Genomic DNA, 14,228 nt, shown 5'->3' with positions numbered 1-14,228 from the left:
TAACAAAAACGAGATGTTCCCGGGGGACCTATGGCAAAAGTGCTAATCGTCGACGATTCACCCACAGAAACTTACAAGCTGACGAGTATTCTCGAGAAAAATGGCCATGCCGTCATTACCGCCGAGAACGGTGAGCAGGGTGTTGCTGTCGCGAAAAAAGAGCGCCCAGATTTGGTGTTAATGGACATTGTTATGCCTGGCCTCAATGGTTTTCAGGCAACTCGCCAGCTTAGCAAGGCGAGTGAAACGGCGCATATTCCCGTTATTATTGTCACCACTAAAGATCAGGAAACTGATCGCGTTTGGGGCATGCGTCAGGGGGCAAAAGCCTATTTGACCAAACCCATTAGCGAAAAGACCTTAGTGCAAGCTATTGCTGACGCAATGGCCTAGGCATTGAATTAATTGGTGTAACGAGGAATTCATGTCAGAGCCACAGGCAAAGGAATCAAGAGCTTTTCAGGCCTTAGTTGAGCTTGCTGGCCGCAGTAAGCACTTCGCTCGAGGTTTGCCAGCCCAGGTTGCTATTAAGCCGCATTGGAGTGGAATCGGTTTTTCACTGATGGGGCGGCGTTTCGTTGCACCTATGGATGAAATTAGTGAAATGCTCGAAGTGCCACCTTACACGCGATTGCCCGGCGTTCAGCCTTGGGTGCGCGGTGTTGCGAACGTGCGTGGTCGCTTGTTACCGCTGTTTGACTTGGCGGCTTTTTTTGGTTCAAAAATTTCCAGCCATCGCAAACAGCGGCGGGTTTTGATTCTTGATCGAGATGAACTCTATTCCGGTTTAATCGTCGACCAAGTATTCGGTATGCAACATTTTCCCGTCGATACTTTCCATGAAGATGGCACTGACTTGCCTCAGGCCTTGTCGCCTTTTGTCAGTGGTGCTTATCGTCAGGGCGAGAACCAATGGAATGTTTTTAGCCCGGCGAGTTTAGCCGGCGAGCCGCGTTTTGTGAACGCGGCAGAAGATTAACCACTCAAACGTATTTTTAAGCGGGCTTGCCCGCTGAAATTTTTTAGTCACACGCAACGTTGGTCAGGAGCGTAGCATGAAGAATGAAAGAAGGGGCATAGTCGCATCTATGCGAAGCAACCCAGCGATGGCTTTTTTAGCCCTCGCTCTGTTGGTTGTACTTGTACTGATGGGTGCGAGTTTCTATATGGTGCAACAAAACACCGCGAAAGATCAGAGTTATCTGCAATTAACCGCTGAATTGCGCGCCCTATCATTCCGCGTTACCTCGCTGGCTCGTGAAGCCACCTCGGGCAACGAACAGGCCTTCCCTGAATTAGCCAAGGTGATCACTGAAATGGGCGGTCTGTGGGACAGGCTGCGCGCGTCGGATATCGATACCCGCACAGCGCTGGCGGAAGAGTTCGCTGGTTTCGACGCCATTTGGCAGAGTGTGAAGGCCAGTTCTAACGCCATCGTAACCAACAAAGACACCATCATCTTCCTAAACGATGTGGCTATTACGCTGAATGAATCTCTGCCAGAACTGCAGGCGGAACATAATAATATCGTTGAAATTCTGTTGGAAAGCGATGCTCCTGCCGACCAAGTATCGGTTGCCCAGATGCAGTCTTGGCGTGCTGAACGTATTGGTCGAAACGTGGATAAAATGCTCCGTGGTGGTACCGATGCGGATCAGGCCGCCGATCAGTTCAACCTGGATGCCAACTTGTTCGGTAAGGTGCTCTTAGGTATGAAGAGCGGCGATGCTGCGATGAGCATTTCGCGTGTAACCGAGCGCGAGGCGGTCGGAAGCTTGGATGAAATTTCTGAGTTGTTTGAATTCGTAAGCAGCTCGATTCGCGAAATATTTGAAGCATCTCCGGCACTGTTTAAAGCCCGGCAGGCAACTAACCAAATTCTCGATGACTCGCCTCGCTTACTAGAAGCATTGACCAATCTTTCTGACAAGATTGTTATCAATGCCGGCGATCGTCAACCAAACAACTTAACCATCGCTATTCTCGGTTTGATCGGTGTAATTGCCATTGTTGCCATCGGTTTCCAATGGTCCCAGGGAACGCGCCAGCGACTGGTAGTGGAAGAAGAGACCAACGAACGTAACCAGAACGCGATTTTGCGTCTACTTGATGAACTTGCCGACCTTGCAGATGGTGACCTGACAACCACTGCCACGGTAACGGAGGACTTCACCGGTGCGATTGCTGACTCCATTAACTTCACCATTGACCAACTGCGTGTACTGGTTTCTCGAATCAACGAAACGGCTGTGAACGTATCGTCTGCGGCACAGGAAACCCAGCAAACAGCATTACATCTGGCCGAAGCATCTGAACACCAGGCGCAAGAAATTGCTGGCGCCTCCGCGGCGGTAAATGAAATGGCTGTGACCATTGATCAGGTATCTGCGAACGCCGCCGAATCGGCCGCGGTAGCGGAGCGGTCGGTATCGATCGCGAGCAACGGTGCAAAAGTGGTACAGAACACCATCCACGGGATGGATACCATTCGCGAACAGATTCAAGACACCTCGAAGCGTATTAAGCGACTGGGTGAATCGTCACAGGAAATTGGTGACATCGTATCGCTAATTAACGACATTGCTGACCAAACCAACATTCTGGCACTTAACGCTGCGATTCAGGCATCGATGGCGGGTGACGCTGGTCGAGGCTTCGCGGTGGTAGCGGATGAAGTACAGCGTCTTGCGGAACGTTCTGCTGCGGCAACAAAGCAGATTGAGGCGCTGGTTAAAACGATTCAGAACGATACCAACGAAGCGGTAATCTCGATGGAACAAACCACGGCCGAAGTGGTACGTGGTGCTCGCCTTGCGCAGGATGCGGGTGTGGCACTGGAAGAGATTGAAAACGTATCGTCCAGCTTGGCGGAATTGATTCAGAACATCTCCAACGCTGCGCGTCAGCAGGCCTCATCGGCCGGCCACATTTCTAACACGATGAATGTTATTCAAGAGATTACCTCGCAAACATCGGCTGGTACCTCAGCAACGGCTCAGTCGATTGGTACCCTAGCGGAGATGGCGCTCGACTTACGTGAATCGGTAGCGGGCTTCAAGTTACCGGAAGAGCTGAGCGGCTCTTACAATGAAGATGCGTTGACCCTAGACGATACCGTAGAAGATGACGACGAAGTGAGCTTTGATCTCGACGGCGAGTTTAATGCCGAGCTGAGTAGCTTAGATCTCGATAGCGCGCAAAAAGCGTAAGTTAGGCGGGACTTAGCAGCGTGGTGTGGTCGTTGCGGGCGTTGCCCGAATTGTCAGATACGGAGTTTCAGCAATGGAGTAAATTGCTGGAAGATCGCACTGGTATTCAGGTTGCGCCGCATCAGCGTGCCTTTTTGCAGACCCAGATTGCCAGTCGCATGCGCGAGTTGGATTGTGCGGACTACCGAGATTACCTCAGTCAGGTTATTGATGGGCTGCAGGGCATTGTTGAGTGGTCGGTGCTGGTCGATCGATTAGTAGTCAAAGAGACCAGCTTTTTTCGCCATCGTCCGTCTATCGAATACGTTCGCCGTTTAGTCCAATCGCGCATCGATAATCAGTCGCTCAGTGGTAGCTTTGACATTTGGAGCGTAGGTTGCGCCACCGGCGAAGAGCCCTATACCTTGGCTATGGTGACCAACGACTGTTTTGAGCTGGGGGCGCTAGAGCCCTATTTTGGGGTTACCGCAACGGACATTAGCCTGCCCTCGCTACAAAAGGCGAGATTGGGTTTATATCCGGCGAGGCGGGCCGAATTAGCGACCCAACAAGAGCGCGCAAGATACTTCACCGCCGCGGGAAATAACCTGCAGGTGGTCGATAAAATACGAGATCGTGTGTGTTTTACACATGGCAATGTGCTGGAGATCAGTAAGATGCCGGCCGTGCCCATGGATGTGATTTTTTGCCAGAACTTATTAATTTATTTTCGCCGTTGGCGGCGTAGAGAAATTCTCAATCTCTTGGTGGAAAGGTTAAAGCCAAACGGCGTTTTAGTTGTCGGGCTGGGCGAGATCACAGACTGGAATCACCCTAAATTGAAGCGCGTAGGCGGCGATGAGATTCAAGCCTACATGCGTATCGCCACCGGCAACGCCGGCGGCTAAAGAAGAGAGGACGGCCCATTGGGAGACAACCGTAACTTTGCAGCCCTGGATTGGGTGATAGGAGAAATTGGCGAGTCGCTTAAGCAGGCGCGCCAAGCTCTCGAGGCCTATGTTGAAAACTCGAAAGACGCTACCCGTATTCGGTTTTGCTTAACTCACATCCATCAAGTGCACGGCTCCCTTAAAATGGTGGAGTTCTATGGCGCAGCGCTGATGGCTGAAGAGATGGAGCAGCTGGCGCAAGCATTAATGAATGGCTTGGTTAAAAATGAGTCCGAGGGGCAAGAAGTCCTGATGCGGGCCATTTTGCAGTTGCCGCTCTATCTAGAACACATAAAAAACAGCCGTAAAGATCAGCCCGCAATGGTGCTGCCATTATTGAATGATTTACGTGCCGTGCGTGGCGAAAGTTTGCTCACCGAAACCCAGCTGTTTACGCCCGACATGAGCGCGGCAAAGAAAATTACCGGCCAGCGCATTCCGCTTGCAGAAGACGCCAAACAATTTGTCGTCATGGTCACTAAGCTGCGGCAGATGTATCAAATGGCCGCCGCGGGTGTTATTCGCGGCGTCAAAGCCGATGAAAGTTTAGCCTACCTACAAAAAGTTTTTAGCAAACTTCACAAGCTAACGCAGGGTACTGCGCGTCAACCGCTGTGGGAAATTTCGCTCGCGCTGATTGAAGGTTTGCAAAACGACTCAATTGAAGCCAGCGTCTCCGTTAAAAATCTACTGCGCCAACTCGATCGCGAAATAAAAGTGCTTTCAGTACATGGCTTGAAGGCATTAAAGGCTGGTTCGCCACACGAACTGCTAAAGAATTTACTCTATTACATTGCCCGCGCTGAATCGCGCACGCCCCAGCTGAGCAATATCAAAGCAAAGTATCGTTTAGACGAAGCGCTGCCAACTGAAAAATCGGAAGACCCGGACGCCGAAGATTTGCTGAGTGGCCCTGATGGCGATGCCATGCGCAGTGTTGTGGCCGCTATTGGCGACGAGCTCGATATCATCAAGCACGCCATGGATATGTGCCTAACCGGTGAAAACTCGACGGCCTATGTTCAAGACGCCCTGCCGGTGTTGAAGCGCGTAGCCGACACCCTTGCGGTGTTGGGCTTAGGTTCGCTCAGGCAAAAAATCTTAGCGCAGACATCGGTGCTCGATCGCGCTATTCAGCAGCCCGATACCCTAACCCACGAGGTGTTAATGGGGGTTGCCGGCGAAATTATTGATGTTGAAAACGGGCTGCAAAACCTAGCGCGAAATGCAGGTACCGCCACCGGTCAAGTGCCCTTGCGCGATATCAATTTGAACGAAGCGCAAGAGCAGGTGTTGCGTGAGTGTCGCAACGGTTTAGAGCAGGCCAAAGATGCAGTCATCGAATATATCGCGTCTCAGTGGGGTCAGTCGCACCTAGGTAACGTACCCAACATGCTGCGCGAGATTCGCGGCGGTTTAGACATGGTGCCGCTACCGAGGCCGGCTCGAATTATTGGTGCTTGCGCGCGTTTTGTCGAAGAAAAATTGCTGGGTGCAAACACGCCACCCGAATGGTCAACCTTAGATATTTTGGCCGATGCAATTACCAGTGTTGAATATTATTTAGAGCGCCTCGGTGGCGACCTAGAGGAAGATGATGACCTTCTGCTCAGTGTTGCGGAAGAGAGTGTTGAGGCCTTAGGTTACGCCGTTGCGGCCAGCAAATTAAAAACTGAGGCTACCCCAGCATCGAGCAATGCAGAGAGCGTCTTGAAAAAGATGGCCGGCGTCGAAGATGTGGATATGAATGTGCCTGTGCCGGAAGCGGCAAAGCCCTCGGCAAGCACGGAAGCCCCTAGCGTTGAATTAGGCCAGGCGCTTGAAGATAACGAAACAGACGACGCAGGTGCTGATCTCAAAACAGCTCCACAATATGACGCTGAACAGACCGACGCTGAATCGATTGAGCTGGAAGATTCCGCCTTTGAGCCTGTTAGTGAGCCGCATGATCCAGTTGAGGCCACCGTTACCCCCGTCGCCGAAACCGTTGTCGATGATGAAGACGAAGTCGACGAAGAAATTCGTGAAATCTTTATCGAAGAAGCAGAAGAGGTTATTGAAACAATCAATGAATTCTTCCCGCGCTGGAAGGAAGATTTCAATGATCAGGAAGCGCTCACAGAATTTAGGCGGGCATTCCATACACTGAAGGGTTCGGGCCGCATGGTTAAGGCCATGGACATCGGTGAGCTGGCGTGGTCCATCGAAAATATGCTGAATCGCATTATCGATGGCAGCATCGAGCCGAACACCATTCACCTGGATCTAATTGAGCGAGTGGTTGCCCTTTTTCCCGGCATGATCAATGCTTTCCAAGAGAAAAAGCCGGTGCCAGACCAAGTGGCAGCGACTCAGTATCGCGAGTGGGCTGAGAGTTTATCGAAGGGCAATATTCCCGCCGAGTTGTTGGCTGGGGTCGAGCCAAGTGCGCCAGCGCCCGTTGTCGAAGATGACGATAACGAGCCGGACTCCATGCTTTGGGAAATATTTGGTTCCGAAGCTAACACCCACCTCGAAGAGGTGGAAGCTTTCGTGCTCGAAATGCAAGAGCAGGCGCCTTTATATACCCCGCCCAGCGAAAACCTACAGCGCGCCTTGCATACCTTAAAGGGTAGCGCGCATATGGCAGATGTAGCATCGATTGCTGAAATGGCGACGCCGCTAGAGCGCTTCGTAAAAGAATTGCGCTCTTACCAAGTCAATATCGATGAGGACATTCTGCAGCTCATTGGCGACGCCGTTACTTATACCCGCGCCGCGCTGGAAAATATTTCCGCCGGTAGGGAAGTCGAGTTTCCACATTTGCAACAGTTTATTGCGCGTGTGGCCGAGCTAAAAGAGCTGTCGGTTGGTCCGCTTATTCGCCAGCAAGAAGCCGAAATTCAGGGTAAGAAAAAAGTAGATCCTGAATTGCTTAGCATTTTTATGGCGGAGGAAATGAATCTTCTATTGGGTGCCGATGACATGCTTCGCGCCTGGCAGGAAGAGGGTGTTGTCGCCGAACAAATGGCGGCCCTGTGTCACGAGTTAGAAAATTTAGAGCGCGGTGCCGAACACGCCAACCTTGTGCAGATGAGCGGCTTGAGTGGTCAGCTTAAGCAAGTGTACGAAGGTGTAGCGGCTGGTCAGGTTACGATTGATGAGGTTGGGTATGGCATTTTACATACCGGCCACGATGCCTTGTTGGACATGGTTGATGCGGTAGCTGCCGGTCAGAATATCGCCCCCGTTTCCGATGATATTATGGTGTCTTTAGTCTCCTTGGCACCGATTGAGCTGGAGGGTGAAATTCCCGCTGATCTTTTGCCGGAAGAATCGGAAGAAGACATTGTTTTTACGCTGCCTTCGGAAGCGCTGGAAGCCGAGCCAGAAAGCGAAGCAGACATCAGCTTAGATTATTCTTCGAACGACTCTGTTATCGAACCCGAGGAATTAGAGCTTTCCCTGCCTGATGTTCAGGATGTCGAGCTGGAAGCCGAAGACGATCCTACCCCGTTTATTATTGAAAGCTATGACCAAGTTATTGAAACAGAAGATACCGGGTTAAATATACTGGAAGCAGAAGCAGAAGCAGAAGCAGAAGCAGAAGCAGAAGCAGATTCACCCAGTGTTTCAGTAACTATTGAAGAGCACGACTCGGATATTGCCGAAGAAGAAATTGATCCGGAAATTTTTGAAATTTTTCTGGAAGAAGCGGATGAACTACTCGAAGAAACGGATCACGCTATTAATGGATGGTCTGAAGATTGGGCCAGCAGTACCTATTTAGATGAGCTGAAGCGAATCCTGCACACCTTAAAAGGTGGTGCTCGTCTGGCTGGTCTCACAGGCTTGGGTGATATTTCTCATGAGTTCGAAACCTACTTAATAGGCAGAGAAAACAACGGTGTTGAAGTTGACGCACAGCTGTTTGAGGTAATGCATCAGTATCAAGATCTCTTGTTAAATGGCACTGAGAAGGTCAGGGTCGCGGTACAAAGCTATGAGCCCGAAGGCCTAGCCGAAGCTATGCGTGCCATCGATAAATCGGCAAAAACCGATTTGTCGTCACTGGGCGCGGCGGAAGAGAGCGCCGCGGCTGCGACACAGCCCTCAGCTAATGATGAAGACGATCAAGCCGCAGATGCGGAGCCGCCACAAGTTGTTGCAGATAGGGTTGAGCCAAAACCGGCACAACAACCTAGCCAGCAAGTCGTGCCGCATAAATCTTATACCTCTGCGGATGTTATCCCGTTTAATCCTCGCGCACCGGCGCCCTCGGTGGCCGGCACTAAGTCGAAAGAGGCAAGCAAGCAGAGCAGGGCTGCAGCGCAGCTAGCCGTTAAGCGCAATCAACCTCAGGAAGTGGTAAAAATATCCGCGGATCTGCTGGAAGACCTCGTAAACCTCGCCGGTGAAACATCTATCTCGCGCGGTCGAATGGAAGAGCAGGTTAGTGAGATTGGCGTTGCCATTGACGAAATGGAATCCACCATTTCGCGTTTGCAGGAACAGTTACGCCGCTTAGATATTGAAACCGAAGCGCAAATTATTTTCCGTCAAGAACAATTGCAAGATACGGAAGATTTCGATCCGCTAGAAATGGATCGCTACTCGCAGTTGCAACAGCTCTCAAAGTCTTTGATCGAGTCGGCGTCGGACTTGCTGGATTTGAAGAGCACGCTGACCGATAAAACCCGTGACGCCGAAACGCTTTTATTGCAGCAGTCGCGCATTAATACCGATTTGCAAGAGGGCCTCATGCGCTCGCGCATGGTGCCATTTTCACGCTTGGTGCCAAGGCTGCGCCGTATTGTACGCCAGGTCGCCACGGAGCTAGATAAACAAGTAAGTTTCGAACTGGATAACGCCGAAGGCGAAATGGATCGCTCGGTGTTGGAGCGCATGGTTGCGCCTTTAGAGCATATGCTGCGCAATGCAGTGGATCACGGGATTGAAGATGCCGCTGGCCGTCAGGCAGCAGGCAAAGATAGCGAAGGACGGATTGTTTTAAGCTTGGGTCGCGAAGGTGGCGACGTGGTACTGCGGTTAGCTGACGATGGTCGGGGCATTAATCTTGATCGGGTAAAAGCTAAGGCCATCGAGCGCGGTTTAATGGCGGCGGATGCAAAGTTAAGCGATCAGGAAATCATGCAGTTTATTTTGTCTGCGGGTTTTACTACCGCCGAGAAGGTCACACAAATTTCCGGTCGCGGCGTCGGCATGGACGTGGTGCACTCGGAGATTAAACAGCTAGGCGGTGCGATGTATATCGACTCGCGCTATGGCGAGGGCACAGAGTTCGTTATTCGCTTGCCGTTTACGGTATCGGTAAACCGCGCCTTGATGGTGTTAATCGGCGACGACCGCTACGCTATCCCGTTGAATACTATTGAAGGTATTGTGCGCGTCAGCCCATTCGAGTTGGAGCATTATTATCAAGACGCAGATGCGCGCTTTGAATACGCCGGCGAAAATTATCGCGTGCGCTATTTGGGTAATATGCTTAATAAAGATCTAAGGCCTAAGTTAGAAGGCCATGCATTGCCGCTACCGGTAATCTTGGTGCGCAGCTCTGAACACGCGGTGGCCTTGCAAGTTGATACGCTAATGGGTAGCCGGGAAATTGTGGTAAAGACCTTGGGCCACCAATTCAGCACCGTGCAAGGTTTATCCGGTGCCACGGTTATGGGTGATGGTAGTGTTGTGGTGATTTTGGATCTACACGCCATGATTCGTAAGGAGGCGGCGCTTAGTCTTACACAGGCGCAGTTGTTAAACGCACCATCGTCGGTAGACGAGGAGGATTCTGCGCGCCTAGTCATGGTGGTGGATGACTCGGTAACGGTGCGTAAAGTAACCAGCCGGTTCCTGGAGCGCGAAGGCTATAACGTGATTACCGCAAAAGATGGCGCCGATGCGTTGAGGATTTTACAAGATGTTATCCCCGATGTGATGTTGCTGGATATTGAAATGCCGCGCATGGATGGCTTCGAAGTTGCGAAAAATATTCGCTCGACCAGTCGCTTGAAGCACATTCCCATCATTATGATCACCTCGCGCACTGGTGATAAACACCGCGAGCGCGCCTTTAGTTTGGGGGTCAATAAATATATGGGTAAACCCTATCAAGAGGATGGCCTGTTGGCCAATATTCGCGAGTTGAGTGGTGAGAATCAACACTAACTCACCAGCGCGTGACAGTGGATTCAAGGAAGAGTCAGTTTGAAAGATCAATTACGAATCGGGTTGTTGTTGGAATGTCCCGATTTGAAAGGAATTTACAATAAGGTCATTGTTGAGCAAGGTTATCTGGTTAGCGCTGTTCTGGACTGCAATAAGCGCGAAAATATCGATGCCATTATTGCCGATGCTTGGGTGGTTGTTCTCGATGGCGAGGGCGAAAATCCGGCCGCTGAAGATTGGCTGAAAAGCCTTGATGTACCAGTGATTTTTGACGATGGCCAGTTTGTGCAAGATGCTAATTGGCACCGGCGAGTGTCGAGTAAGTTGCGTCAAATCCCAGGCATGGTGAATGTGGCAAGTAGGGTCGAAGTGCCGGATGAGGTATGGGTATTAGCCGCGTCAACCGGCGGGCCCGCGGCGGTGAAGTTATTTTTAAGCGAGTTGCCTTTAGGTCTGAATATCGCGTTTATTTACGCGCAACACATTGATCAAGGTTTTGATGTCAACCTTGCTCAGGCAATCAGCAAGGGCACAAAGTTTTCGGCGATTTTGGCCGTGAATGGCGCTGTGATTGCGAACAATCAAGTATTGATTATAAGGCCAGATGAGCAGGCGGAGGTTCAGGCGAACGGATCGCTCGTGGTAAACCCGAAGCCTTGGTCTGGTAGCTATAAACCGGCTATCAATCAGATAGTCGCAAACGTAGCGTCAATATACGGTGCCAAGTCCGGTGTTATTGTGTTTACCGGCATGGGCGATGATGGCAAGGCGGCGGTTCGCCTCATGCGTCAACAAGGTGGTACAGTTTGGGCGCAGTCGGCGATTAGCTGCACCGTGTCGAGTATGCCCGACGAAGTGCGCGGCACCGGTGTGGTGAGCTTTGAGGGCGATCCTAAGGCCTTGGCCGCTGAGTTTGTCGCTCGTAAACAGCTATCGTTAAGGCAGTAGGATTGGTTTTACCCGGGTAGGGTGCATTTAATAGAACTCAGGCAAAAATATGAAAGCAAAAGCAGCCATCGAAAATCAAATGGCCATGGATATCCCAAGCCTTATCTTGCCCATGAGCGAGCATGCGATGCTAGCGCCTACCGTTTCAATTGCGGAAATTGTTCCCTATGCTCGTCCCGAACTCGTTGCCGATGCGCCCGAGTGGCTGTTAGGGGTTTTTGAATGGCGCAAGCAAAAACTGCCGTTGATTTCATTGGAAGCGCTGCGCGGCGAAGCCATTGGCGACATTGGCCCACGCACCCGTATCGCCGTTTTTAATAATACCGGCGTTAACGACGATTTGCCTTTTTTTGCCATTCAGACCCAGGGTATTCCGCGCTTGAGTCGCGTGTTGGCCAGTATCATCCATGAAGTAGAAGGCGTGCAGACGATGCCATTCGAGCGTATCCGCGTCGACCTAGAAGGTGAGATCTGCTCCATTCCCGACGTGGGGGCGCTGGAGCAGGTAATTTTGGATTACCGCCGAAACGGCGGCGCCATTTAATTTGGTCGCGTTAACCCAGTGGCGCAAAACCGGCCAAATATAACCATCGATATATTAACTCGGGCTCATCGCTTTTAATCGTTCGATGGTTGGTTTTACCCTCCCGCTTTGTCTGACCACACCGCTAATTCATTGCCACTCGGCTCGAGAAAGTGAAAGCGCCTGCCGCTGGGGAAGTCAAAAATTGGCTTGCATACCTGGCCGCCATGGCGCTCCACTTTGGCCAAGGTTTGCTCTAAGTCATCGCTGAAGAAAACCAGCAAAGCGCCACCCCGGTCTGAGCGGGAATGTAGTGGCGCCGCGTAAAACCCACCCTCGAGGCCTTGATGATTAAAGGCCGCGTAATCCGGCCCGTAATCGGTAAATTGCCAATCAAAAGCCGCTTCAAAAAACTGCTTGGTGGCGGCGATATTGGCCGCCGGCCACTCCACATAGTTGAGTTTTTCATGTTCGTTCATTGCGATCTCCAAGCTTTTAGGCTGTTCGCAAGGCGTTAGTTAAAGTTTACGGCCGAGGCGTTTCTCGACCTGCTTCCGCTCCCAATCGGCACCAAACATATCGCTCACTTCGAATACGTTAAGCGCGTGCACCACAATGCCGATACCCCAACCCAAGGCCGGCCACCAAGCCCAAATATTGCCGGGGCTGGTGGTGAGATTGATGAAGAATAGGAAGCCAATTACTAAAATATAGGTGGTTAAATTCGAATAGAAACCTTTTAAGTCCCGTACATATTCGATCGCATCTCGCTCGTCTGTCGAGAGCGAGGGCGTTATTTTGGTGTCGCTGGATTCTGACATAGGTGTTACCTCTGGCTGTAAGGTTGATAGTTCAACGTTAAATACAGCAGCGAGGGATTTCAGTGTTTCAAGCCCGGCTGACTGGCCTCTTTCGATGCGCTGTATGGTGCGCACGGAAAGGCCGGAGAGTTCGGCGAGCTGCTCCTGCGACCAGCCCTTTTGTAAACGTAGTTTCCTGATAATCATGTGTCCTCCTTGCTGTGTGGCCAGACTAGTGAAACCCCTATCCCGACAACCACGCCTCGAACCCGACAAAAACCTGACACTCACTATAAATCAATAACTTAGCGACATAAAATTTTGTTTTAGGTTGTGTGACTCAGCCTTAGATCGTCGCTTAAAGGCTTGCCTAGCCACATGAGTGAGCGTTGTTTTATGTAGCAGAACAGTATCGGTAACCGATTATCAAGCGCGCGGGCAGAGCTGGAAGGGGCATGGGGCTTAAGGCTAAGGGTGTTTATTCAGGTGTTTGGTTGGGCTCAATCGGCTCGAGCTCGGTGACGACCGATTGCACCAGTTTCACACGGCCGCTCTTAACCAGTGCTTCCCTTAACACATACTCAATTTGAGCATTTAGGCTGCGCAAATCGTCATCCGCCCAACGCTGCATAGCATTGATAACGGATTCATTAATGCGAAGCGGATAGGCTTTTTTGGCCACAACTGTCCCTTATTTAAACTGGGCGCTTGGGGCGCCCATCGGTCTAAGAATTAGCGGTTAGCGCTTGCACCTAAATTAGTAGAGCGAGCCCGCATTCAGTATTGGCTGCGCGTTGTGCTCTCCGCACAGCACCACGAGTAGATTGCTCACCATGGCGGCTTTGCGTTCGTCATCTAGCTCGACCACCTGCTCGGCGCTGAGCTGCTCGATGGCATCTTTAACCATACCCACCGCGCCTTTAACGATGAGCCGGCGCGCCGCCAGTATGGCGCTGGCCTGTTGGCGCTGGAGCATGGCTTGGGCAATCTCCGGGGCATAGGCGAGATGCGATAAGCGCGCCTCGAGCACGTCGACGCCGGCTTTGCCGAGGCGTTCTTGCACCTCGGTGCGCAACTTCTCGGCAATGGCACTGGAGTGACCGCGCAGGGTTAAGCGGTGGTCGTCTTCATCGTGCTCATAGGGATAACTGGTGGTGAGATTGCGCAGCGCGGCCTCGCTCTGGATGGTGACATAGTGCTCGTAGTCATCGACTTCGAATACCGCTTCGGCGGTGTCTACCACGCGCCAAACGATTACCGCGGCAATCTCGATGGGGTTGCCGTTGGCATCGTTCACTTTCAATCGGCCGCTTTCGAAGTTGCGCACCCGCAAACTGACCGCGCGCTTGCTATAGAGCGGGTTATTCCAACGGAGGCCGGGGCTGCGATCTGTGCCTTTGTAGTTGCCGAATAGCTGCAGTACCTTGCCTTGATTGGGGTGCACCATGTACAGGCCGAACCAGCAGATAAAGACCACAATAGATTCCAGCAACGCCAGCAGCTTAACTGGCATAGGCCCAGTAATAATGAGGAAAACCCCCATGCCCTGAAACGCAAGCAACACCAAAATCATCAAATAGCCGGATCGGCTTTTACCGTCAATTTCCGTATGCATGGCAAAACTCCAAAAACAAAATTGATATCATTGTGATAT

General features: G+C 51.5%; 11 protein-coding genes. 7 read left to right on the top strand and 4 right to left on the bottom strand.

Annotated elements, in window-relative coordinates:
- The first annotated feature begins 30 nt into the window (after positions 1-30).
- The 7 genes from pilH (at position 31) to QWY82_RS02780 (ending at position 11,795) form a co-directional block, all read left to right on the top strand.
- Entirely contained in the window at positions 31-393 is a 363-nt protein-coding gene (gene pilH / locus QWY82_RS02810) for a twitching motility response regulator PilH (RefSeq protein WP_290259697.1), read from the top strand.
- Positions 394-424: 31 nt separating this feature from the next.
- Complete coding sequence (locus QWY82_RS02805; protein WP_290259696.1) at positions 425-979, top strand: chemotaxis protein CheW; 555 nt, start codon at positions 425-427, stop codon at positions 977-979.
- A 76-nt stretch (positions 980-1,055) separates the two neighbouring features.
- Complete coding sequence (locus QWY82_RS02800) at positions 1,056-3,209, top strand: methyl-accepting chemotaxis protein (protein WP_290259694.1); 2,154 nt, start codon at positions 1,056-1,058, stop codon at positions 3,207-3,209.
- Between the two features lie 20 nt (positions 3,210-3,229).
- Positions 3,230-4,096, top strand: coding sequence for a CheR family methyltransferase (locus QWY82_RS02795; protein ID WP_290259693.1), 867 nt, complete (start codon positions 3,230-3,232; stop codon positions 4,094-4,096).
- An 18-nt stretch (positions 4,097-4,114) separates the two neighbouring features.
- Positions 4,115-10,303, top strand: coding sequence for an Hpt domain-containing protein (locus tag QWY82_RS02790; RefSeq protein ID WP_290259691.1), 6,189 nt, complete (start codon positions 4,115-4,117; stop codon positions 10,301-10,303).
- A 39-nt stretch (positions 10,304-10,342) separates the two neighbouring features.
- Positions 10,343-11,251 carry a chemotaxis protein CheB gene (locus tag QWY82_RS02785; protein WP_290259688.1) on the top strand — a complete coding sequence of 303 codons (909 nt, stop codon included), beginning with the start codon at positions 10,343-10,345 and terminating at the stop codon, positions 11,249-11,251.
- Between the two features lie 49 nt (positions 11,252-11,300).
- Entirely contained in the window at positions 11,301-11,795 is a 495-nt protein-coding gene (locus QWY82_RS02780) for a chemotaxis protein CheW (protein WP_290259686.1), read from the top strand.
- Between the two features lie 95 nt (positions 11,796-11,890).
- Here QWY82_RS02780 and QWY82_RS02775 read toward each other — a convergent pair whose 3' ends face one another.
- The 4 genes from QWY82_RS02775 to QWY82_RS02760 all read right to left on the bottom strand — a co-directional run bounded on the left by QWY82_RS02775 (position 11,891) and on the right by QWY82_RS02760 (position 14,189).
- Positions 11,891-12,253: a VOC family protein gene (locus tag QWY82_RS02775; protein ID WP_290259683.1), complete on the bottom strand. Its 363-nt coding sequence runs from the start codon at positions 12,251-12,253 to the stop codon at positions 11,891-11,893.
- 39 nt (positions 12,254-12,292) lie between these two features.
- Positions 12,293-12,781 (bottom strand): 2TM domain-containing protein, encoded by a 489-nt coding sequence (locus tag QWY82_RS02770; RefSeq protein ID WP_353958673.1) that lies wholly within the window; start codon positions 12,779-12,781, stop codon positions 12,293-12,295.
- 271 nt (positions 12,782-13,052) lie between these two features.
- The gene (locus QWY82_RS02765) at positions 13,053-13,256 is read right to left on the bottom strand and encodes a type II toxin-antitoxin system antitoxin (RefSeq protein WP_290259681.1); all 204 of its coding nucleotides are present in this window, start codon (positions 13,254-13,256) and stop codon (positions 13,053-13,055) included.
- A gap of 75 nt (positions 13,257-13,331) precedes the next feature.
- Entirely contained in the window at positions 13,332-14,189 is an 858-nt protein-coding gene (locus tag QWY82_RS02760) for an SPFH domain-containing protein (RefSeq protein ID WP_290259679.1), read from the bottom strand.
- Between the last annotated feature and the right edge of the window lie 39 nt (positions 14,190-14,228).

This window comes from Simiduia curdlanivorans (assembly GCF_030409605.1).
Lineage (GTDB): Bacteria > Pseudomonadota > Gammaproteobacteria > Pseudomonadales > Cellvibrionaceae > Simiduia > Simiduia curdlanivorans.
The sequence above is the reverse complement of the archived record's forward strand: the minus strand, read 5'-3'. Positions and strand labels throughout refer to the sequence as shown.

Excerpts from the sequence above, each read along its gene's own strand:
- QWY82_RS02780 (WP_290259686.1), top strand. The coding sequence starts at position 11,301 with ATGAAAGCAAAAGCAGCCATCGAAAATCAAATGGCCATGGATATCCCA.
- QWY82_RS02770 (WP_353958673.1), bottom strand. The coding sequence starts at position 12,781 with ATGATTATCAGGAAACTACGTTTACAAAAGGGCTGGTCGCAGGAGCAG.
- pilH (WP_290259697.1), top strand. The coding sequence starts at position 31 with ATGGCAAAAGTGCTAATCGTCGACGATTCACCCACAGAAACTTACAAG.
- QWY82_RS02800 (WP_290259694.1), top strand. The coding sequence starts at position 1,056 with ATGAAGAATGAAAGAAGGGGCATAGTCGCATCTATGCGAAGCAACCCA.
- QWY82_RS02760 (WP_290259679.1), bottom strand. The coding sequence starts at position 14,189 with ATGCATACGGAAATTGACGGTAAAAGCCGATCCGGCTATTTGATGATT.
- QWY82_RS02775 (WP_290259683.1), bottom strand. The coding sequence starts at position 12,253 with ATGAACGAACATGAAAAACTCAACTATGTGGAGTGGCCGGCGGCCAAT.
- QWY82_RS02805 (WP_290259696.1), top strand. The coding sequence starts at position 425 with ATGTCAGAGCCACAGGCAAAGGAATCAAGAGCTTTTCAGGCCTTAGTT.